The sequence below is a fragment of the Siphonobacter sp. SORGH_AS_0500 genome (assembly GCF_031453245.1).
Classification (GTDB): Bacteria; Bacteroidota; Bacteroidia; order Cytophagales; family Spirosomataceae; genus Siphonobacter.
This window is the reverse complement of record NZ_JAVIYT010000001.1, coordinates 2,906,883-2,929,050: the sequence shown is the minus strand read 5'-3', so window position 1 is coordinate 2,929,050 and position 22,168 is coordinate 2,906,883. Positions and strand designations below refer to the sequence as shown.

Here is a 22,168-nt window from a genome sequence, read left to right as displayed (position 1 = left end):
TTTAGTTCGCAGGGGACGTGAGAGCATCGCGATTACGAATCCAGACGGCTTGTTGCAGGCGGTTATTCGCCATGCCGCTAACAACGCCGTTTCCGAGTCCAATGGCAATACCGGCTCCCCACCAGGCCCAGTAAGAGCGGCCTCGATTACCACTCACCTGGGTCAGACCCACAATGGTAGTGCCGAGGGACGCAACGGTTAGGATCGACGAGATATTTTTAAGCTTACGGTACCCCCGGTATTCAGCCATACCGTAAGGGGAGAACTCAAACTCCTTTTGCAAGTTGCGTTGACCTAAACCGGACGAATAGGCTTGACCTCCTTTGGCAAAGCGGGTGCCATTGGCAAAAACAAAAATGGTTTCACGGTCATAAGCCCGGCGAAGGCTGTCCCGGCGGAAGTCCTGGAGCGTTTGAGATTTGGCGGGATGAAGACCCGCCAGTAAAAGCACTAAAATCAGTAATTTCTTCATGGGAGAGGGTTTACTTCTTCCATTGCAATATCGGACGAAGAGTTGATTTTTTCACACGAATGCGATTTCCCGTATTCATTTAAGGCCTTTTCGCAGGAGTATTGCGACTTTTCAATAGATTGAGTGTATTTTTGTAGATTGGAAGGAAAGTCGAGTACACGCGTCCCGGCGTTTCGATTCATTCCAGGTATTCAGATAGCCTATAAGCTAAAAGCCAGCAGCCTTGGCTGTTCAACTAAACATAACACGTGAATAACATTCGCAATTTCTGCATCATTGCCCACATTGACCACGGCAAGAGTACATTGGCAGACCGACTAATTGAGCAAACCCAGACCGTATCCCAGCGACAAATGCAAAATCAGTTGCTGGATGATATGGATCTCGAACGTGAACGGGGCATTACCATCAAGTCGCATGCCATTCAGATGGATTATACGTTTGAGGGTCAGAAGTACGTGCTGAACCTGATTGACACGCCGGGTCACGTCGATTTTAGTTATGAAGTAAGCCGTTCCATCGCTGCCTGCGAAGGAGCCTTATTGGTAGTGGATGCTTCGCAGGGTATTGAAGCTCAGACGATCAGTAACTTGTATCTGGCTTTGGGACATGATCTGGAAATTATTCCTGTATTAAATAAAATTGATTTACCGGGTGCCATGCCCGAGGAAGTATCCGACCAGATTGTGGATCTGATTGGCTGCGACCGTTCCGATATTATTCATGCATCGGCGAAAGAAGGCATTGGCATTGCGGAAATTCTGGCGGCGATTATTCACCGTATTCCAGCCCCCAAAGGTGATCCCCAAGGAGGATTCCAGGGTTTGATTTTTGATTCGGTATTTAACTCTTACCGGGGTATCGAAGTAATCTTCCGGGTATATAACGGCGAAATTCGTAAAGGCGATAAGATTAAATTCATGGCGACGGGCCGTGAATATTTTGCTGATGAAATTGGCGTATTACGTCTGGAAAAGGAACCCCGTGACGTAATTAAAACGGGTGACGTAGGGTATCTGATTTCGGGTATCAAAACGGCAAAAGAAGTAAAAGTAGGGGATACGATCACCCGGATGGATAATAAGGCTACGGAAGCGATCAAAGGATTCGAGGATGTGAAGCCGATGGTATTCGCCGGGATTTATCCCGTGGATACCAGTGAATTCGAAGAACTTCGCGAAGCCATGGAAAAGCTGCAACTGAACGATGCAGCCCTAATCTGGGAACCCGAAACATCGGCGGCCCTGGGCTTTGGTTTCCGTTGCGGTTTCCTGGGCATGCTGCACATGGAAATCGTGCAGGAGCGGCTGGAGCGTGAGTTCGATATGACGGTGATCACCACAGTTCCTTCGGTACAGTTCAACGTGGAGACGACGAAAGGGGAACACCTGAAAGTATCGGCTCCTTCGGAAATGCCCGAGCCTAACCACATTGATAACATTGAAGAACCCTTCATTGCGGCTCAGATTATCACCAAAAGTGAATACGTCGGAGCCATCATGAAGCTTTGTATGGATAAACGCGGCGTGCTGAAAAATCAGGTATATCTGACTTCAGACCGAATTGAGCTGCAATTTGAAATGCCACTTTCTGAGGTAGTTTTCGACTTTTTTGATCGTCTGAAAACGATTTCCCGCGGGTACGCTTCGCTCGATTATCAATACCTCGGATTTAAAGAAGGCGACATGGTGAAGCTGGATATTATGCTGAACGGGGAGAAAGTAGATGCCCTGTCGGCCATTGTTCACCGGGATAAAGCCTATGAGTGGGGCAAACGTCTGTGTGAGAAACTCCGCGAGTTATTACCTCGTCAGCAATTCGAAATTGCTATTCAGGCTGCTATCGGACAAAAAATCATTGCTCGCGAAACGGTAAAAGCTCTTCGGAAAGACGTATTGGCGAAGTGTTACGGTGGTGACATCAGCCGGAAGCGAAAACTGTTAGAGAAACAGAAGAAAGGTAAAAAGCGGATGCGTCAGGTGGGTAACGTAGAAATCCCGCAGGAAGCGTTTATGGCCGTTCTGAAACTAGAGAGCTAGCAAGTAGTTCAGGTGTGATACGGTTTGCATGTGTAAGCAACTGAATGACCCCTTTTATATCATCCGTATCGTTTCGTACTGTACAAGTATAAAAACACGGGTTTTGAAAAAGACTCGTGTTTTTATATACATTATACAAGCTACTTCGTTTTTATTCTCGTAAGTTTGAGGGATTGCCTTTACCAAATAAAGCCTAACCTACATTTCTTACACTTTCATCTAACCCTTTTTTTACTCTGAATGTCGAAACTCCGATTTGTTGACAAGCGGCGATCTACTTTCTTCGCCGATGCCCGCCACCGAGTTGATGCGTACTTCACTGAAAACAACATTCCTAAAACTGGAAACCGTGCGATGTGGAACAAGACCATCTTTTATATGGTCGTTTTTTGGGGTCTCTACGGACTGATCATTTCCAATCAGTTCAACGTTTGGGTGATGTTAGTGCTTGCCATTGCTTTAGGCATGACCTGTGCCTTCATTGGTTTTAATATTTGCCATGATGCCGTACACGGCTCTTTCGCCGCAGATTCAAAAACAAATAAGGCTTTAAGTTTGTGTTTTCACTTGATTGGTGGAAATCCTTACGTCTGGAGCCTTTCCCACAATGTGGTGCATCATACGTATACGAACATTCCTGGTCACGATGAAGATCTGGAAATTGCTCCTGGTTTGGTGCGTATTCACCACGAAGAACCGAATAAAAAGATTTACCGTTTCCAGCATTACTATGCCTTTTTGCTATACGGACTGGCTTCGTTGAGCTGGGTATTACGGAAGGACTACGTAAAGTTCTTTCAGAAGGATATTGGAAAAACGGCCAGCGGCAAACACCCCCGTAAAGAGTATTTCAACCTCTTTTTCTATAAAGCGGTTTATTACGCACTCTTCATCGTGCTGCCTTTGTGTGTGCTTTCCATTACCTGGTGGCAGTTTCTGATTGGCTTCCTGGTGATGCATTACTTTGAAGGACTGGTGCTGGGTTTAGTGTTTCAGTTGGCCCACATTGTGGAACATGCTGAATTCCCTGAGCCTAATGAAGACGGCAACATCGAAGAATCCTGGGCAGTCCATCAAATGCAGACCACGGCAAATTTCTCCTGTAACAGCCCCGTGGCTACGTTCCTATGCGGAGGTCTGAATTTCCAGATTGAACACCACTTGTTCCCCAAGATCTGCCACATTCATTACCCCGAGATTTCTAAAATCGTGAAGGCCACTGCGGCTGATCACGGCATTCATTACATTGAGAACAAAACCTTCTGGACGGCTCTGCAATCCCACTACCGGGTTTTGAGAAAATACGGGAAAGAGGAGTTTACACTGGAATCCGTAGAAGAACTTCAGCCTGTGGCCGTTCGAGCCTAATATTCTGATGGGACGAAGAAAATCGTTAGGCTTTGATTATCAGGAATTGTAATTGTATAATTGTAATAATGAAATGAGAAAAGAGAGAAAACCCCTGCTGGTTTCTCTCTTTTTGCTTTATTTTGAGGGATTATTCAGGATTCTTTCCGAATCAGACGCAAAAGCTGAATCAAAAGGTAATCTTAAATGGTTGTATATAAATAGGTTTAAACGAACTGATAATCAGTAGCATTGGAAAACTTAATAGGTTCCAATGCCGAAATCTGAGAATCAGACGTATTTTTGACTCGCAATTCTGTTCTAAACCCTTTCCGTTAGTTTACACATGGCAGAAGTAATTCGTATGCCCCTCCTGAGCGACACGATGACTGAAGGGGTCATCGCTGAGTGGCTCAAAAAAGTGGGCGATACCGTTAAATCCGGGGATATCCTGGCTGAAGTTGAAACCGACAAAGCCACGATGGAACTGGAAAACTACGCAGATGGTACCCTCCTGTACGTAGCCGCCGATAAAGGCCAGGCTATTGAAGTAAATGGTGTACTGGCTGTGGTAGGTAAACCAGGTGAAGATTATCAATCTCTTCTGGATGGTGAAGGTGGATCATCTAATGGTGCAGCCGCTGAAACTAAAGCAGAACCCGCTCCTGCTGAACAACCCAAAACTACTGAAGAGCCTAAAAAAGCAGAAGCCCCCAAAGCTGCGGTTGACTTATCCAGTATTAAAGCTACGGCTGTTCGCATGCCTCTGTTGAGTGATACCATGACTGAAGGTGTCATTGCCAACTGGGTAGTGAACGTAGGTGATAAAGTGAAAAGTGGTGACATTTTGGCTGAAGTCGAAACCGACAAAGCCACGATGGAACTGGAGAACTACGACGACGGCGTTCTGCTGTACATCGGGGTAGAAGCAGGTAAAGCTGCTCAGGTAAACCAAATCATTGCGATCGTAGGTGAAGAGGGGGCCAACTTCCAGGCTATTCTGGATGCTGAAAATGGCACTTCGTCGGCTCCTGCGGAAGCAAAAGAAGAAGCTCCTGCCGCATCTGTAAATGGATCTTCCGCTGAAGCTAGCCAGTCTAGTGATGCAGAAGGCCGTATCAAGGCTTCTCCCTTAGCTAAGTCTATTGCGAAAGATAAAGGTATTAACCTGTCTGACGTAACAGGTTCCGGTGAAAACGGACGTATTGTTAAGAAAGATCTGGATACCTTTACGCCAGCAGCGAAAGAAGCTCCATCTCCAGCGGCTGCCGCTACTCCAGCTGCAAAACCGGCTGCGGCGGCTCCAGCTCCGAAACCAGCGGCGGTTCCTGAACCAGTCGGTGAGTACGAAGATCTGCCCGTAACGTCGATGCGTAAAACCATCGCTCGTCGTTTATCGGAGTCTCTGTACACCGCTCCACATTTCTATCTGACGATGGAAATTACGATGGATAACGCGATGAAATTCCGGGGTCAGGTGAATGAAGTTTCTCCCGCAAAAATCTCTTTCAACGACTTTGCGATTAAAGCTGCGGCTTTGGCTCTGAAACAACATCCTGCCGTTAATGCTTCGTGGTTAGGTGATAAGATTCGTCGTTATAAATACATCAACATTGGTGTAGCAGTAGCGGTTGAAGATGGTCTGGTCGTTCCTGTGGTTCGTAATGCTGATCAGAAAACACTTTCTACGATTTCTACGGAAGTGAAAGATTATGCAGGTAAAGCGAAAAGCAAGAAACTTCAGCCTAAGGAGATGGAAGGTTCTACCTTCAGTATCTCTAACCTGGGTATGTTCGGCGTAGAAGAATTCAATCCGATCATTAACTCCCCTGATTCCTGTATTCTGGCCGTTGGCGGAATCAAGAAGACCGTAGGTGTTAACGACGCTGGTGAATTCTTTGTTACCAACATCATGAAAGTAACTTTAGCGTGTGATCACCGGGCCGTAGATGGTGCCACGGGTGCAGCCTTCCTGCAAACGTTCAAGCAACTCATCGAGGATCCCATGCGTATGCTGGTATAAATAGTTTGTTGTTAGTTTTTAGTTGATGGTTGTTAGAAATCAATTACAATTAAAACTAACTCATCCTTAAAATAAAAGGATTGATTGTTAGGTGTAGTTGAACTAACAACCGATTAACAGTCAACCAACAACTAAAAAGCGGCTCCGGAATGTTATTCGGGGCCGTTTTTATAACCATGAAAATGATACTATGAAACCCGTGGAAATTCATTCGACTACCGTATTAGGAATTGTGCATAACGGCGAAGTAGTCGTTGGTGCCGATGGACAGGCAACGATGGGTAATACCGTTGCGAAATCCAATGTGAAAAAAATTCGTAAGCTGGCTGGGGGTAAAATCATAGCTGGTTTTGCAGGAAGCACTGCCGATGCGTTTACTCTGATCGAACGTTTTGAGGAAAAACTCAATGCCTATGGTCAGAATATGAAACGGGCGGCCATTGAATTAGCCAAAGACTGGCGTACTGATCGCTACTTGCGGAAATTGGAAGCCATGCTGATCGTGGCTAATGCGGAAGAAATATTAATTATTTCAGGAACGGGAGATGTCTTGGAACCCGAAAATGGCATTGCGGCTATTGGTTCCGGTTCAAACTTCGCTCAGGCTGCCGCAATTGCTCTGAAGAAGCATGCGACAAATCTGACAGCCGAAGAAATGGTTCGCGAGAGCCTTCACATCGCTGCGGATATCTGTATTTATACGAACCATAATCTGGTTGTAGAGAAAGTAGGGTAACTATCATTGATAAAAGCTGGCATTGACATACCTAACTAGTAAGGGATATGCCGATGCCAGCTTTTTCGCTGGCTTCATGAGTTAGTGGAATTGTAGTAACAACAAACAAGTGATGGCTAGGGTAGTTGATGCCAGCCTTTCCGTTGGCATCACGAGTTATTGGATTCTAGTAATGAAAGAATAAGCAATGCTGAAAATGAAAGATGCCAGCTTTTTTGCTGGCATCGATAATATTTCCGTCAATCGAAATTTCTAAGAAAGACGATCTTTATAACTTTCATATCCATAACTACGAACGAGCTGGAAGGTATCATCTTCTTTCCAGATACCAATGCTGGGCAGGTTAACTCCATTAAAGGTCGTCGTCTTTACCATCGTGTAGTGAATCATATCATCCAATACAATCTTGTCGCCTTCTTTCAGCTCTTCATCGAAACTATAATCGCCCATGTAATCGCCAGCTAGACAGGTAGTTCCTCCCATGCGATACGTAGGTTTACCAGCCACAGGGTCCTGATGAGCTCCTAAAATGCGGGGTTTGTAAGGCATCTCCAGCGTATCAGGCATATGAGCGGAGAATGAAACGTCCAGCATGGCAACATCAATACCCTGAGCGTCTACTACATCCAGAACGGTAGAAACCAGTACTCCCGTTTGCCAGCCGACGGCTGAGCCCGGCTCCATGATGATTTTCAGGTGTGGGAATTTCGCTTTAAAATTCTTTAACACCTGAATTAAATGTTTGGGATCATAATCGGCACGGGTAATGAGGTGACCACCACCCATGTTGAGCCATTTCACCTGCTGTAACAAATCCGCAAAGCGTTCTTCTACATGTACGAGTGTCCGCTCCAATGTGTGAGAATCGTTCTCACAAAGGGTATGAAAGTGCAGACCTTCAATTTCAGCGGGTAATTGTTCAGGCAACATGGCCCGGGTAACGCCTAAACGAGACCCAGGAACGCAGGGGTTATATAAATCAGTGGTAACTTCAGAATACTGAGGGTTAATGCGAATCCCTACCGAAACGCCGGCAGCAGCAGCCTGCTTTCCAAACTTCTCAAACTGTCGCCAGGAATTGAAAGTCAGGTGAGAAGACCGTTCAATTAACTCTGCAATTTCGTCTTCGCGAATGACTGGGACGTAACTATGAGCTTTTGTACCCCATTCTTCATTAATGAGCCGGGCTTCATTGATACTACTGGCAGTAGCTCCTGCCAGGTATTGCCGCAGAAGGGGAAAGGTGCTGAACATGGAGTAACCCTTCAGGGCACAAATAATCTCCACACCAGCTTGTTGCTGTACGTACTTAAGCAGAGAAAGATTACGCTTCAATTTGGCTTCTTCGAGCACAAAACACGGAGAAGGAATCAGATTATAGTTCATGCTGACAAAAATAGCTATGGCTTTCAGAAATTATTGAGAACCTATAGAATCAAATTGTTAACTACTCGAATGAGTTCGATTCTAGGCGAAAAGTTTATTTGAATTTGAGAGAGAAAGTTTTAAAAAAATAACGCCTGAAGAATTCTTCAGGCGTCGGTATTTTCAGACACGAAAACGTTACGTTATTAAACGTACTTGGCGTCGTTCAGGTACTTCGTTACGTATTCGGTTACGCCTTCTTCCAGCGTGTGGAAAGGTTTGTCGTAACCAATCGAACGAAGTTTGCTCATGGATGCTTCCGTGAAATATTGGTATTTATCGCGAATGTCAAGCGGCGTATCGATGAAGTCAATGTTAGGTTCCAAGTTCATGGCTTTGAATGTACTCGTAACCAGATCCAGGAAAGTACGGGCTTTGCCACTACCGAGGTTATAAATCCCGGAGTCTTTGCGACTGTACATCAGGAACATACAAACTTCAACCACATCGCGGACGTATACGAAATCACGCATCTGTTCGCCGTCTTTAAAATCGGGATTATGCGAACGGAACAACTTCATACCACCCGTCGATTTAATCTGACGATGAGCGTGCATAATCACCGAAGCCATGCGGCCTTTGTGGTATTCATTAGGACCGTATACGTTGAAGAATTTCAGGCCCGCCCAGAAGAAAGGCTTCTCTTCCTGTTGTAGGGCCCAGATATCAAACTGATTTTTTGATTCTCCGTAGGGGTTCAATGGTTTCAGTTCTGGAATGAGACTTTCATTATCTTCATACCCTAACTCACCTAAACCATAGGTTGCAGCTGACGAAGCGTAGACCAGGGGAATCTGATAGGCTACGCATTTCCGCCAGATTTGTTTGGAATAATTAACGTTTAAATGATCTAAGATCTCGTAATTAAACTCCGTGGTATCGGTGCGGGCTCCAATGTGAAAAATGAATTCTACTTCATGATAATTCTGATCGAGCCACTCAAAGAAATGCTCCCGATCAACGTATTCCTGAATGTTTTTATCTTCTAGATTTTTCTGTTTTTCAACATTCGAAAAATCATCAACGGCAATGATAAAATTGAATTTATCCTCGTTTAACCGTTGAATAAGATTACTTCCTATAAAGCCAGCGGCTCCGGTAACGATAATCATAGATCCTCGCAGTGTATGGAGAGTTTCGTTCGAATAGAAATTCTTTAAATAGAGAACAAAGGTAGGGGCATCGCTAGGTAAAACCTAGTCAAGATTTTGTGAAAAAATTGTATTTATTTAATAATATTCTTAATAAGTGTAGACTTTAGCGTAGGTGAAATAGTACGTAATTAATAAATCGACTAAAAATTGAAAGCTAATTTCTGCTCAAATTCAGGAAAAGGAAAAATGTGGTTTTAGTTTGAATCGAAAAGAATAAATAGTAATAGAAAACCGTACCTTTGCGGTCTGTTTTGATCGGTGCTAGGTCGTTCCCACCGGATCAGAATCGGAAAATGTGGAACTTAGCAAGCACTGAACGATGGTATATGTATCAAGAGTAGAGCATTTTAATGCAGCCCACCGGGTTTATAATCCGAGTTGGAGCGATGAACAGAACTACGAGGTTTTCGGCAATTGTGCCAATCCTTACTTCCACGGTCATAATTTCGAACTGATCGTTACGGTGAAAGGCCTTCCGCACCCCGATACGGGCTTTGTGATGGATATGAAGCAGTTAGGCAAATTGGTTAAAGAACACATCGTTGAGAAGGTAGACCATCGCAACCTGAATCATGAGGTTGATTTTCTGAAAGATAAAATTCCGACCTGTGAGGTATTCGTCATGGAAATCTGGAAAATTCTGGCGGATAAAGTAACCGAATCCACCGCAGGCCGCAGCCAGCTTCACAGCCTAAAACTAATAGAAACTCCCAAGAATTTTGTGGAGTATTACGGAGAATAAACTAGTTTTCAGTTTGCTGTTTTCAGTTTTCAATTTCGAGTAACGGGCTTTTACTTGCTTATGCCATTTTAACTGAAAACTGCAAACTGAAAACAGTAAACAGTAAACTAAGCCCATGAAGTACTTTCTCATTGCCGGCGAGCGTTCGGGTGATTTACATGGTTCCAATCTCATCAAGGGCATTTTGCAGCACGACGCTTCGGCTGAGATTCAATGTTGGGGTGGGGAGTTAATGGAGGAAGCCGGAGCTCATCTACTGCATCATTACCGCGACTCCGCGTTCATGGGTTTCTGGGAGGTTGCCAAAAATTACGGAACCATCCGACGGCAGATGAAGGAGTGCAAACAGCATATACTTGCGTTTCGTCCCGATGTTCTGATTCTAATTGATTACGCTGGCTTTAATCTTCGCATGGCGACTTTCGCCAAACAACACCAGATTCGCACGTTCTATTATATCTCGCCCAAAGTCTGGGCCTGGAATCAGAAACGAGCGTTAAAAATCAAGCGGGTAGTGGATCGGATGTTCTGCATCTTTCCCTTTGAAGTCGATTTCTTCCGCAAGTTTGATTATGAAGTAGATTATGTGGGCAATCCTTTGCTGGATGCCATTGCTTCGTTTCAGCCCAATCCTGCTTTCAAAGCTAAACACGGACTGGACGAACGTCCGATCGTGGCCATACTGCCGGGTAGTCGGGTGCAGGAAGTGAAGCGGATGTTACCGAAGATGTTGTCCGTGCGGAATCAGTTTCCTCAGTATCAGTTCGTAATCGGAAAAGTTTCGAATCTTTCCGATGCGTTATACGCAACGGATGTAGCCGATCTATCGTTTGTGACGGATGCTTCATATGATCTACTATCCGTTGCTCATTCGGCTCTGGTTACCTCAGGGACAGCTACGCTGGAAACGGCCTTATTCAATGTTCCCGAAGTGGTTTGTTATGAAGCAGGAAGTTTAACCTACCTGATCGCCAAACAATTAGTCAAAGTCCCATTTATCTCTTTGGTGAATTTGATTGCGGATAAAGAAGTAGTAAAGGAGCTAATTCAGGAGGAATTTAATACCGAACGAATTGCGAAGGAATTAAAGCTGACGTTGGAAGGAGCATCCCGCCAAACGATGCTGCAGGAATACAAACGACTTCAGGAATTGATAGGTCAACCCGGAGCCTCCGAACGTACCGGAGGGCTAATGGTGAAGGCTTTGAAAAAGTAATGGTACCGTTAGAATAGAACTTCCCGAAGGGTTTAAACATTCGGGAAGTGAGTAGACTAAGCTTCCGATAAGTAATGCTGAATCCAGGATTTACGCGTTCCCTGCACCGTATTAAAGAAGCGGGCGATTTCGACTTTATCCTGATTCCAGTTGCCGGTAGGGCGAAAAGGTTCTCCGAAGTAAACCAGCTTTCTGGCGTAATCAAAAGCACAAAATATAATCGGAACCTGAGCTTTTAAGGCCATATAATAAAAACCCGTCTTCAGCTCCGTAACGTCGCCACGGGTACCTTCGGGAGTAACGCAAATGCGAAATTCCTGGTGATTGTTAAACAGGTCTACCACACTATCTACAAAGTTTTTGGTTTTGCCGCGATCAACCGGATAACCACCCATGGCCTTCATAAACCAGGCTACCGGAGCAGGTTTAAATAACTCTTTCTTACCCAGGTAATAAATCCAGTGACCTATAGCGGCCCGAGCTCCAACGCCTACGAAAAAGTCTTTAGATGTGGCGTGGGGAGCTACCATCAACACGTATTTGGATAAACTCGTTGGATAGGGACCTGCGAGCTTCCAGCCTGCTAAGCGAAATAGAGAAGCGGCAATCCAGCGAAACATTTTTTGTGTTCAGTTTAGAGTGTACGGTTTACAGTTTTGAAAAACAGGGCTTCAGGACTTACTCAAACATGATGAATGGTTTCGGACTAAAGCAAAGTACAAAAACCAGTAAAGAAAACCAGCCGAGTAACTGACGTTTCCAGCCAATGGGTACTTCGATTTCCGCTGGCGGATGGTAAACCCCCAGAAAACGTCCCAGCATGACCGCAAAAAGCAAAAATCCACGGTAACCTTCAACGGCTGGGAAAAAATAACTAATCACCAATTGCATCAGTACCATGCCCAAAGCCAGAGCAGCCACCGTCCAGCGATCGGGATGCAGGCGGCTCATGGCCATGAAATTCAGGCCAATATAGGCTGCCAGATAACCCGCCTGAATGAGAAACTCGTCGGTATTACTCTGGTTAAAGTCCTGATATTTAAACCAACCGAGGCCCGCGTAAAACAGAAAAGCCACAAAGATGATGGGCGAAATAATACGATGCCAGCGACGACCTACTAATCCATACAGAATGTGCCCGCCGTCTAACTGACCGATTGGGAAAAGGTTGAGAGCCGTGAAAAAGAGTGACAAATACCCCGCAAACAGAAAGGGATAATTCGCCATGTCGTACGGAGAAGGAACGGGTCCGGTGGCAACGAATTTCTCGAAAAACCAGAATAATAAGTTATCGCCCAGTTTGACAGCTCCGCGTCCGGCCAGAGCTTCTTCGGTATAGACGTGTTGCGGATATTGATCACCCAGGGCTTTCCACTCGGGGTGAATGGTGAAGATATAATCTGCGGGTGGTAAGTGCGTAAACCCGTACCAAAGCAGGCCCAGAGCAACGAAAAAACCCGCCAGTGGCCCCGCAATACCAATATCAAAGTATTGCTTGTTGGTCTTGACCCGGCTTCTAAGCTGAATAAAGGCCCCCATGGTGCCCATGGTGGTAAAAGGGCCAAACCAGAGTGGAATATAAAAAGGTAGGGTAACTTTTACCTTATTGTAGCGAGCCGTGAAATAGTGACCAAACTCATGAAACGTTAACACCAGCAGAAAAGGAACGGAAAAGTATAATCCCTCTAAAACCTGCGTAAACGTAAGTGGCGGATTCGCATAAAACAAGGAAGTACCATGCATCCACTCGGCTCCGGCGATAGTGGTGGTAACGAGGGTTACTACGAATAAGAGTATCTGAATGAATAGTCGACGCCGGGTGCGGCTCATAGATATACGTTTTCTTAAGTGTGGGCTGAATGAATAAATGGCTAGTAATCCAGCAATTTATCCAGAACACTGCCAATGGGATTCAACCAGATCGTTTGTATGCCAACGGTGGCAGCCGCTTCAATATTATCGGCGTTGTCATCAATGAAGAGGGTTTCTTCCGGTAATAATCCGCCACCTTCCCGCAGAGCCTGTCGGTAAAATTCGGGATCTGGTTTCATGAAACCCATTTCGTAGGACAAAAAAGGTTTCTCAAAAAGACTCATAAAATCGTACCCAAGCGAATCGGCACGCTTCAGAATCTCCGTTACATGGATGGAATTAGTGTTACTCAGTAGGAAAACGCGGTATTTTTTAGCCAATTCCTGAATACGTGCCAGACGTTCTACGGGCATTTCGAGTAATAAAGCACACCAGGCCTTATCGATTTCTTCGTCCGTCCAGCTTCCGTTAAATTCATTGCGGAGCGAATTACGAAAATCGGCTTCGTTTACTTTTCCAATTTCAAATTGATGAAAGAAAGCTTTTTCGTGAAAAAGTCGGGTAGCTTCTTCTTCCGAAAGATTAGCCATTTGAGCAAAAGCCCGGTAAGTCAGCGGAACGTCAATATCAATAATGACATTCCCCATATCGAAGATAATATTCTTGATCATAAGATAGGTTATGAAGGAAAAATGGTTTCGAGCCGCAACCCGAAACCATTCGTATTATTCTGAAAAAACGCCCATTTTCGAGAACTTCTCGATTCGTTGATCAATGCGTTCTTCGGGAGACAGGGCTAACAAGTTATGAATACGGGTAAGTAATTCATTCTTGAGAATTTCAGCCATTCGGTCGTGGTCGAGGTGAGCTCCTCCCAGTGGTTCAGGAATGATTCCATCAATCAGACCATTATTACTCATGTCCGTTGCCGTTAACTTAAGAGCTTCGGCTGCCTGTTCTTTGTAATCCCAGCTTCTCCAGAGAATAGAAGAGCAGGATTCGGGTGAAATAACAGAATACCAGGTGTTTTCCAGCATTAATACCTGATCGCCAATGGCAATCCCTAAAGCACCACCAGACGCACCTTCACCGATGATGACACAGATCACGGGAACTTTCAGCATGAACATTTCCCGTAAGTTACGAGCAATGGCTTCTCCCTGACCGCGTTCTTCCGCTTCCAAGCCGGGAAATGCACCGGGCGTATCAATCAACGTAACAATAGGAACATTGAATTTCTCCGCCATTTTCATCAGGCGAAGGGCTTTGCGGTAACCCTCAGGGTTGGGCATTCCGAAGTTACGGAACTGACGTTCTTTGGTATTACGGCCTTTTTGCTGACCAATGATCATGACGGGCTGCCCATCCAGAGTGGCAAAACCACCGACGATGGCTTTATCGTCAGCTACCTGGCGATCTCCGTGAATTTCAATGAAGTCCGTGCAGATGCGGTGGATATAATCCTGTGTATAAGGGCGATCGGGGTGACGTGAAACTTGGACCCGCTGCCAGCGAGTCAGGTTACGGAACGTCTCTTTTTTAAGATCTACTAGTTGGTTTTCTAATACCGTGGTGGCCGAAGAAACGTCTAGATTTTTTTCGGCGGCCAGCCGTTTCATTTCCTCAATCCGGGATTCCAGTTCGGCTATGGGCCGTTCAAAGTCGAGTAAAGTTCGCATAAACAAGTTTCTGGGTTCCTATTCGTTAGCCAGGGGCTACGTACCAAAAATGGTTAGGGCGGTGCAAAAGTAATAAGAAAAGCGGGTGATCGCAGTTCTTTTGACGTTTAGCTACCTAGTTTTAACGGATTTGCGGTTGAATGGGTGGCTCATTACGAAGTTATTATAAATCGTAACTCTGCCCTTTAAGCGGAATTTCCACGTTTGCATACCCTTCGTCGTTCAGTAAATTAGCGAAGGTCTGCATGGATTTTTCTTCCCCGTGAATCAGGAAGATACGCTTTAATCGCGTCGGAGACTGGTATTTAACAAAATTCACCAGATCCTTCTGATCGCCGTGACCACTAAAGACATCGATTTTTTCAATCTTTGCCTGTACCGTATGTTCTACGTCTTTGACACGCAAAGTATTCTGACCATTCAGTAGTCGCCAGCCCAGGGTATCTTCAGCGGCATAACCTACTAAAAGAATGGTACAGTACGGGTTTCCAATGTTAGCTGCCACGTGCTGTTCGACCCGACCGCCAGAAACCATCCCTGAAGCCGAAATGATGATGCAGGGTTCGTTATGGTTGGAGATGGCCCGGCTGGCTTTTTCGCTTTCAACGAAAGTAAGGTTCTTGAAATCAAATAACCGACCATGCTTTTCCTTGAAATCCTTTGCTTCCTGATTCAGGTATTTAATATTGCGTTCGTAGACTTTCGTTGTGGAATGAGCCAGCGGACTATCACTGAACACCCGAATGGGTTTGAAACCTTGCTCTGAGTATAAGCGGTTGAGTGTAAACAGCAACGCCTGCGTTCGGCCCACCGAGAAGGCTGGAATAATCAACCGACCGGGAATGTTAATGCAGGTTCTGCGAATAACATCCGCCAAAGCTTCCTCTGGCGAGCGGGTGTCTTCGTGCAGACGGGCTCCATACGTACTTTCGCAAATCAGGTAATCTACCTGTGGTACGGGAAAAGGCTCGCTGTGAAGCGGATAGTTTTTACGACCCAAATCGCCCGAAAAGCAGAGGGTTTTCGTTTCTCCGTTTTCAGTAATTTCCAGCACGATATGAGCAGCCCCTAATAAGTGACCTGCCGGAATAAAGGTAATCCAGAGACCTTCCTGAACCTGAAATTTCTGATTGAAGGCAATCGGAACAAAGTTTTCCAGCGAGTCATCGACGTGCTTATCCAGATAGATGTCGCCTTTCTTCTCAATCCGGGCCATGCGTTTCCTTTTCTTGTTGGAATCGCCGGTAGCCCGGGTTAATCGTTTCTGGTTCAGATGGGCGGCATCCAGTAATAACAGCCGGGTCAGATCATAACTAGGGGAGGTGCAGAGCACTTGTCCTTCGTAGCCATCGCGGTAGAGGTTGGGAATGTTACCGGAATGGTCAATGTGGGCATGCGTTAGCAAAACCAGGTTAATCGTCGTAACATCAAACGGAAATAATGCTTTTGGCTCTTCTTCTTCCTCCACGCTGCGACTCATGTTGGTGCCGCAATCCACTAGAATCCGGTAATTATTCGCCAGTTCCAGCAAATACATACTACCCGTGACCTGCCGGGCAGCACCCCAAAAAGTTAGTTTCATTGTATATCTTCAAAGCCACTATAGCCCAAGCACTCTAGTCGAAAGGCCGGTTCTATTAGGTACACCTAAAATCGAAGGGTCGTTTGTCGAGAAGAGATTTCCACTTTGCTGCCTGAAGAATAGAATATTCGATTCAGAAGGGCACAGCCCCGTATTCAGGCGGAAAAGCGGTGTAAATTCGCGTCGGGCTACACCAGTGGCTTATGGTTAGTGACTAGCAAATCAGGCAAATCTACCAAAAGAAACCCGAACTTGAGCATCCTCAGTATATCCAAACCCGAATGAACCGCATCTATTTCCTGATTATTTCCGTCTTTTTTGCTTCTTCCTCGTTTGCTCAAAACATTGACACGTTGGCCCAGGAGGCTCTGATTCGCCGATTGGACTCTTTGCAAAACAGCTTTTTTATGCAGCATGGAAGCGTTTCGGCCTGCATCAAGTCCGTGAAAACCGGGCAAACGGTATTGGCTTTCCACCATCGGAAATCGGTGCCTCCGGCCTCAACTATGAAGCTGATTACCACCGCAACAGCTCTGGCCGTATTGAATCAGAGCTTTACGTATACCACGACGCTTGAGACAGACGGAGTTATTCGAAATGATACCCTGTTTGGTAACCTGTGGATTCGGGGTTCGGGCGATCCTTCGCTGGGCGGTGGCCGTTTTAAATCAACACCGACCTTACCCACCTTATTAAAAAGCTGGGCGACGGCTTTGCGAGATAAAAAAATACGTCATATGACGGGTCGCGTTATCGGAGACGGTAGTGTTTTTGACGAAAATAGTATCCCCGGCGGCTGGCCCTGGGAGGATTTGGGTAACTATTACGGAGCTGGAGTTAGTGGACTCAACATGAACGAGAATAAATTCCGAGCTGTTTTTAAACCCGGTACTGAGCTTGATGATCCAGCAGGCTTGATTCGTACGGAACCTGCCTTGCCCGGTTATACCTTGATTAACCGCGTGAAAACCGATGGTCCCCGGTCGGGCGATCAGGTCACTATCTATTCAACGCCGCTGGGGTCTCAGTATTTCCTGGAAGGATACGTACCCCAGGGTCCGGCGGAATTCGGGGTACAGGGAAGTCTGGCTAATCCCAGTTTGTTCACGGCCACCGCTTTGCAGCAAGTATTACTGGAAAATGGCATTACGGTGGGCGATACCTCGCAAACGTCTTTCGATTTTTTGAGAAGAAATCAGGCCTTAGCTTTTCGGGATACGCTGGCAAAAGTTCAATCACCCACCTTAAAAGACCTGGCAACCGAATGTAATTTCCAAAGTATTAACCTCTACGCCGAAGCTTTTCTGAAAACCATTGGAGTGGCGTTGAATTACGGAAATACGACGCAGGACGGAGTAAAAGCTCTGGAAAAAATCTGGACATCGAAACGCGTAAGTCTGGCTGGGTTTCGGATTAAAGATGGAAGCGGACTGTCGCCCCAAAGTGTGCTTACACTCGACACGATGACAGATATCCTGGCCGTAGCCGCCCGGGAATCTTACTTCCCGGCTTTCTATTCGACCATTGCTGTGTTGGGGAAAAATGGAACGGTTAAGAACATGGGTAGGGGTACCAAAGCAGCCGGTAATGTCAGAGCTAAGAGTGGAAGTATCGGAGGGACCCGGGCTTTTGCGGGCTACTTCAATGGAAAAAACGGGCAGCTTTACGCATTTGCCTTCAATATTCAGCAGTATGATTTAAACTTCGGCAGTTCCACTCGTGAACTGGAAAAGTTAATGGTAATGATGGTCAATTTATAAAATAAATTATTATAACGATTTAATAACGTTAAAAATGATGAATGATTCACATAAGTTCAGAAAGCTCGCTCACTTGAAAAAAGTGGAAACGGAACTCGAAAGCTCGGATCAGACCTTGCAGCAGGTACATTCGTGGGTAAGGGAAACGATTGTAGATGAGACTTTAATCACGCAGAAAATTTCGGAAACGGAGGCAGACGAGCAGCCCAGTTTCGGTAATCGCATGGCCGATGGGGTAGCGGAATTTGGGGGAAGCTGGAAGTTTATTCTCAGCTTCATGGCCTTTCTCATCATCTGGATTGCGATTAACAGTCTCTACTTTATTCTACAGAAACCCTTTGATCCTTATCCATTTATCCTGTTAAATCTCATCCTTTCCTGCGTAGCAGCCATTCAGGCTCCGATTATCATGATGAGTCAGAACCGACAGGAAGCTAAAGATCGGCAACGGGCCAGGAACGATTATGCCACGAATCTGAAAGCAGAAATCGAAATTCAGCGTTTACACGATAAAATGAATTTTCTGCTGGATGAAATTGCAGATTTAAAGGCGAAGCTTGGGCAGTGAAAGGTTGGGATTATAACCCCGCTCTTTCGGATTGTAAATCCGAAAGAGCGGGGTTATAATTTGTTGAACTAAGTTAATTATCCTTTCTAAAAAAGATTAATTTCTTAGAAAAGCGTTCGTGACGCTGAGATTTTCTAGAAAATATTTAAGTCACACTGAGTTTACTTGGCTTTTATTTAAATAATGTCCAATTCTCAATTTTTAACTGGCCACCCCAGTATGGGTAATTGTTTTTTTGAAAAAAAATACCTAATACACGATTTTTATAAATAAAATTACCGCAATTAATTTTAAATTTTACAACCGATTTAGGTAATAAAATTGGACTGCTAGGGAAATTTATTTCATAAAATAAAGGTCTAAAATGTGAAGAGTTATACTTGCGAACAAATATTTCACTGATCTTTTCATCATTGGATACAGTGTCTTTTAAGATATAAATAGCATTTTTGGGGGATAGCGTAAGAGTATCAGTTGAGTTATTGTTAATAGTAAGGTAAAATGATTTTTCATCTATAGCTTGTAAGTCAACTTTTATTTTTGATTTTGCGAAGGGATCTCCACTCAGGTTAGTATCAACTTTATCAAATGTTGAAAAAACATAATCTTGTTCAATCTGTGGTACATCTATGATGCTGAATTCCTCTATTGTCACTTCTTTTTTTTCACTTAAAGTACAGCAAATACAAATAGCTAATAGGAGGATAGGTAATGCTTTCATAAGTTGAAATATATTTATTGCTAATATTAAATTAATTATTGAATCTGAATAATGAAAAGTATAGATTGATTTCAATACTCTAAGTGTTATTCTCATTTGCAACGCAAATTCTCGAGAAAAGCGTTAGCGAGGATTACAAATCCTGGACAGAAGGCTTTCGGATTTACAATCCGAAAGAGCAAGTGCCCAAACGAAGCTCTTTTAATCTATGATGGACAACATTATATTAGTTATCATACTTGCATTACCAATTATTATGAATGTAAAAGGGTACTATCATTTACGATTAGGAAGATATTATTATGGAGATAACTTCTCGAAAATATTTTTTGTCCCTTTTACTAATCCTTTCTTTTGGATCAAAGCTGCAATGCCATTCGCTATTACACCACGTTCTAATTTAAAAGATGAATTGATTTTAGTAAATAGAGTAAATGCATTAGTTTATCTATTCTGGATAGATTTACTTTTATTATTGTTAACAGCAATTATCTATCAAATTATTTCATAAGTTAGTCCAAAATTTCATTGCGATTCTTGAGAAACGCGTATATAATGCTAACACTAACATTATATACGCACCTCCGCAACACCGTCCCAAACAAACCGATTTCAAAAAAAAGACTCTGGCCCATGAACGAGCCAGAGTCTTTTTTAGAATTAAAATTGGAAACTGTAAGCTGAAAACTTAAGCATTCATCAGCGTTTCAATTTCGTCGGCATCTACTGGGATGGAGGCCATCATGTCGATGTTGCCGCCTTCCGTAATCAGAATGTTGTTTTCCAGACGGATGCCTAGTCCTTCTTCGGGAATGTAAATACCTGGTTCGCAGGTAAAGACCATTCCGGGTTCGAAGCGACGGTATTTACTGCCTACATCGTGTACGTCAAGGCCGAGGAAGTGAGAGGTTCCGTGCATGAAGTATTTTTTGTAAGCCGGCCAATCAGGGTCCTGATTGTCAATGTCATGCTGACTGATCAGTCCCAGACCTTTCAGCTCGCTTTCCATGATTTTACCTACTTCGTAGTGATATTCATCCCAGAGGTTTCCGGGCACAAGCATCGCTGTAGCTTCTTTCATAACGCGATGAACAGCATCGTACACCTGACGCTGGCGGGGTGTATAACGACCCGAAACCGGAATGGAACGCGTTAAATCGGCATTGTAATTGGCGTACTCGGCAGCCACGTCTAGTAGGATAACGTCACCCGCTTTGCATTGCTGATCGTTAGCCAGGTAGTGAAGTACACAGGCATTCGCTCCTGAAGCAATAATAGGCTCGTAAGCAAAGCCTTTGGACCGCTGACGAACGAATTCGTGTAATAATTCGGCTTCAATTTCAAATTCCCACACACCAGGCTTCACAAAGGAAAGCAAACGACGGAAGCCATCTTCGGTAATTCGCATGGCTTCCTGAAGCAGCGGAAGTTCTTCTTCCTGCTTGATGGCCCGAAGGTTATGCATCAACGGAGCCAGACGCTCGAATTTATGAAGAGGATACAGTGACTGATATTTTTGTACAAATCGAGCCTCACGAGTTTCCACTACGATGTCTGCCCGAGTATGTTCATTGGCATTCAGGTAGATATGCTCGGCTTCAAAAATCAGGGTACGAATAATCGTATCAAATTGACGAGTCCAGTAAACGGTCTGAATACCGGATACTTCCCGAGCGTGTTCTTTCGTATATTTATATCCTTCCCAAACGGCAATGTGCTCGTTGGTTTCTCTCAGGAAGAGAATTTCACGGTGTTTTTCATCGGGAGCATCGGGGAATAATACCACAATGCTTTCTTCCTGATCAATACCTGAGAGATAAAAGAGGTCGCTATTTTGACGCAGACGTAGCGTTCCATCGGCATTGGTCGGCAGAATGTCGTTGGAGTGAAAAATAGCGATAGACTTGGGTTTGAGCAGGTTACTTAAACGATGGCGATTACGGATAAATAGCTTGTTCGGAATGGGGTGATATTTCATGCGTTTAATTGATTTCGCGTTCTGGTAAAAAATGACAGGATGAAGAAGCAGTGAGATATTACTTGCTAATCACGGTTCGATCATCAACAGTCTGCCAAAACCACCTGATGGCTTAGACACTATTTTTGGCAGTAGTAAATAATCTCCTTGCTGGGCAAGGCATAACGTTCCACTTTTTCGCGGGGCATTTCCAGCACAAAGCGATCCTCGCGAACGTTAAAACCACCTTTGGCTAACTCCTGACCATAGTCTTGTCCGAAGAGCCGGAGGTGGTCATTTTGCCAGAAAATACGCTCGCGTTCTTTAGGATCGGTAATCGTCGGATCTTCGAAGGTATAAGGCTTAGACCAGTCCTGCGGCGATTGAATAATGGCCCAGCCGCCGGGTTTCAGTACCCGGTGCAATTCCCGAGTGGCCTGATGGTAATCGTCAACGTGTTCGAGAACGTGGTTACAGAAGGCCACATCGAAGGTGTTATCAGGGAAAGGTATCTGGTGAATATCCATTTTTACCTTCGCCAGTGGACTTTCAATATCCGCCGTGATATAGCCATCTCCGTGTATTTTCTCGAAACGTTCCATGAAGCAATGCTCCGGAGCTACGTGAAGTACTTTCTTTTTTCCCTGGAAAAAATCGGTTCTTTCTTTTAGAAACAGATACATGAGTCGGTGCCGCTCCAGAGCCAGACAATTAGGGCACAGAGCGTTGGCTCTCGACTGTAAACGTCCGTAGGGTAAGAAACGACGAAAGGTTTTGCCACAAATGGGACATTCCTTGTCATTTCCACGTAAGAAAAAAGCAGTGATTTTCAGGGGAATATAACTAACCCGTTGTAAAACGGGTCGGGGTACTGTACGAAGAACTAAGGAGATTAATCGCTTCACTTAATGAAATGCTAAGAGTGATAGTCGGCA

The 22,168-nt window shown here is 44.7% G+C and carries 20 protein-coding genes; 9 read left to right on the top strand and 11 right to left on the bottom strand.

Annotated elements, in window-relative coordinates; all coding sequences use genetic code 11:
- Position 1: 1 nt before the first annotated feature.
- The gene (locus tag QE357_RS12420) at positions 2-472 is read right to left on the bottom strand and encodes a hypothetical protein (RefSeq protein ID WP_106638232.1); all 471 of its coding nucleotides are present in this window, start codon (positions 470-472) and stop codon (positions 2-4) included.
- A gap of 248 nt (positions 473-720) precedes the next feature.
- On the opposite strand from QE357_RS12420, the gene lepA reads away from it, so the two are divergent.
- The 4 genes from lepA (at position 721) to hslV (ending at position 6,617) form a co-directional block, all read left to right on the top strand.
- A complete protein-coding gene (gene lepA, locus QE357_RS12415) occupies positions 721-2,511 on the top strand; it encodes a translation elongation factor 4 (protein ID WP_106638231.1) in 1,791 nt (596 codons plus the stop codon).
- Positions 2,512-2,751: 240 nt separating this feature from the next.
- Entirely contained in the window at positions 2,752-3,879 is a 1,128-nt protein-coding gene (locus QE357_RS12410) for an acyl-CoA desaturase (protein WP_307143294.1), read from the top strand.
- Positions 3,880-4,204: 325 nt separating this feature from the next.
- A complete protein-coding gene (locus QE357_RS12405) occupies positions 4,205-5,881 on the top strand; it encodes a pyruvate dehydrogenase complex dihydrolipoamide acetyltransferase (RefSeq protein WP_309707788.1) in 1,677 nt (558 codons plus the stop codon).
- A gap of 190 nt (positions 5,882-6,071) precedes the next feature.
- Positions 6,072-6,617, top strand: coding sequence for an ATP-dependent protease subunit HslV (gene hslV / locus QE357_RS12400; protein WP_106638228.1), 546 nt, complete (start codon positions 6,072-6,074; stop codon positions 6,615-6,617).
- 252 nt (positions 6,618-6,869) lie between these two features.
- On the opposite strand, the gene nspC is transcribed toward hslV, so the two are convergent.
- Positions 6,870-8,003: a carboxynorspermidine decarboxylase gene (gene nspC / locus QE357_RS12395; RefSeq protein WP_309707785.1), complete on the bottom strand. Its 1,134-nt coding sequence runs from the start codon at positions 8,001-8,003 to the stop codon at positions 6,870-6,872.
- Between the two features lie 185 nt (positions 8,004-8,188).
- Positions 8,189-9,154: an ADP-glyceromanno-heptose 6-epimerase gene (gene rfaD, locus QE357_RS12390; protein ID WP_106638225.1), complete on the bottom strand. Its 966-nt coding sequence runs from the start codon at positions 9,152-9,154 to the stop codon at positions 8,189-8,191.
- A 361-nt stretch (positions 9,155-9,515) separates the two neighbouring features.
- Between rfaD and QE357_RS12385 the strand changes: the two genes are divergently transcribed.
- Both QE357_RS12385 and lpxB read left to right on the top strand, forming a co-directional pair.
- Positions 9,516-9,938, top strand: coding sequence for a 6-carboxytetrahydropterin synthase (locus tag QE357_RS12385; RefSeq protein WP_106638224.1), 423 nt, complete (start codon positions 9,516-9,518; stop codon positions 9,936-9,938).
- 115 nt (positions 9,939-10,053) lie between these two features.
- Complete coding sequence (gene lpxB / locus QE357_RS12380; RefSeq protein WP_309707781.1) at positions 10,054-11,154, top strand: lipid-A-disaccharide synthase; 1,101 nt, start codon at positions 10,054-10,056, stop codon at positions 11,152-11,154.
- 56 nt (positions 11,155-11,210) lie between these two features.
- Here lpxB and QE357_RS12375 read toward each other — a convergent pair whose 3' ends face one another.
- From QE357_RS12375 to QE357_RS12355, 5 genes are all read right to left on the bottom strand, one after another.
- Positions 11,211-11,774 (bottom strand): 1-acyl-sn-glycerol-3-phosphate acyltransferase, encoded by a 564-nt coding sequence (locus tag QE357_RS12375; RefSeq protein WP_106638222.1) that lies wholly within the window; start codon positions 11,772-11,774, stop codon positions 11,211-11,213.
- Positions 11,775-11,832: 58 nt separating this feature from the next.
- Positions 11,833-12,984: a site-2 protease family protein gene (locus QE357_RS12370; protein ID WP_309707777.1), complete on the bottom strand. Its 1,152-nt coding sequence runs from the start codon at positions 12,982-12,984 to the stop codon at positions 11,833-11,835.
- Positions 12,985-13,025: 41 nt separating this feature from the next.
- Entirely contained in the window at positions 13,026-13,637 is a 612-nt protein-coding gene (locus QE357_RS12365; RefSeq protein ID WP_307143286.1) for an HAD family phosphatase, read from the bottom strand.
- A gap of 54 nt (positions 13,638-13,691) precedes the next feature.
- Positions 13,692-14,645, bottom strand: coding sequence for an acetyl-CoA carboxylase carboxyltransferase subunit alpha (locus QE357_RS12360; protein WP_106638219.1), 954 nt, complete (start codon positions 14,643-14,645; stop codon positions 13,692-13,694).
- Positions 14,646-14,808: 163 nt separating this feature from the next.
- Positions 14,809-16,227, bottom strand: coding sequence for an MBL fold metallo-hydrolase RNA specificity domain-containing protein (locus QE357_RS12355; protein ID WP_106638218.1), 1,419 nt, complete (start codon positions 16,225-16,227; stop codon positions 14,809-14,811).
- A 281-nt stretch (positions 16,228-16,508) separates the two neighbouring features.
- On the opposite strand from QE357_RS12355, the gene dacB reads away from it, so the two are divergent.
- Positions 16,509-17,987 carry a D-alanyl-D-alanine carboxypeptidase/D-alanyl-D-alanine-endopeptidase gene (gene dacB, locus QE357_RS12350; protein ID WP_309707775.1) on the top strand — a complete coding sequence of 493 codons (1,479 nt, stop codon included), beginning with the start codon at positions 16,509-16,511 and terminating at the stop codon, positions 17,985-17,987.
- A 34-nt stretch (positions 17,988-18,021) separates the two neighbouring features.
- Entirely contained in the window at positions 18,022-18,555 is a 534-nt protein-coding gene (locus QE357_RS12345) for a DUF1003 domain-containing protein (RefSeq protein ID WP_309707774.1), read from the top strand.
- Positions 18,556-18,727: 172 nt separating this feature from the next.
- On the opposite strand, the gene QE357_RS12340 is transcribed toward QE357_RS12345, so the two are convergent.
- Positions 18,728-19,276: a hypothetical protein gene (locus QE357_RS12340; protein ID WP_309707772.1), complete on the bottom strand. Its 549-nt coding sequence runs from the start codon at positions 19,274-19,276 to the stop codon at positions 18,728-18,730.
- A gap of 208 nt (positions 19,277-19,484) precedes the next feature.
- Between QE357_RS12340 and QE357_RS12335 the strand changes: the two genes are divergently transcribed.
- Positions 19,485-19,787: a hypothetical protein gene (locus tag QE357_RS12335; RefSeq protein WP_309707770.1), complete on the top strand. Its 303-nt coding sequence runs from the start codon at positions 19,485-19,487 to the stop codon at positions 19,785-19,787.
- Between the two features lie 177 nt (positions 19,788-19,964).
- On the opposite strand, the gene QE357_RS12330 is transcribed toward QE357_RS12335, so the two are convergent.
- On the bottom strand, positions 19,965-21,254 hold the full coding sequence (locus QE357_RS12330; RefSeq protein ID WP_309707768.1) for an aminopeptidase P N-terminal domain-containing protein: 1,290 nt from the start codon (positions 21,252-21,254) through the stop codon (positions 19,965-19,967).
- A gap of 119 nt (positions 21,255-21,373) precedes the next feature.
- The gene (locus tag QE357_RS12325) at positions 21,374-22,138 is read right to left on the bottom strand and encodes a class I SAM-dependent methyltransferase (protein ID WP_309707767.1); all 765 of its coding nucleotides are present in this window, start codon (positions 22,136-22,138) and stop codon (positions 21,374-21,376) included.
- Positions 22,139-22,168: the final 30 nt, after the last annotated feature.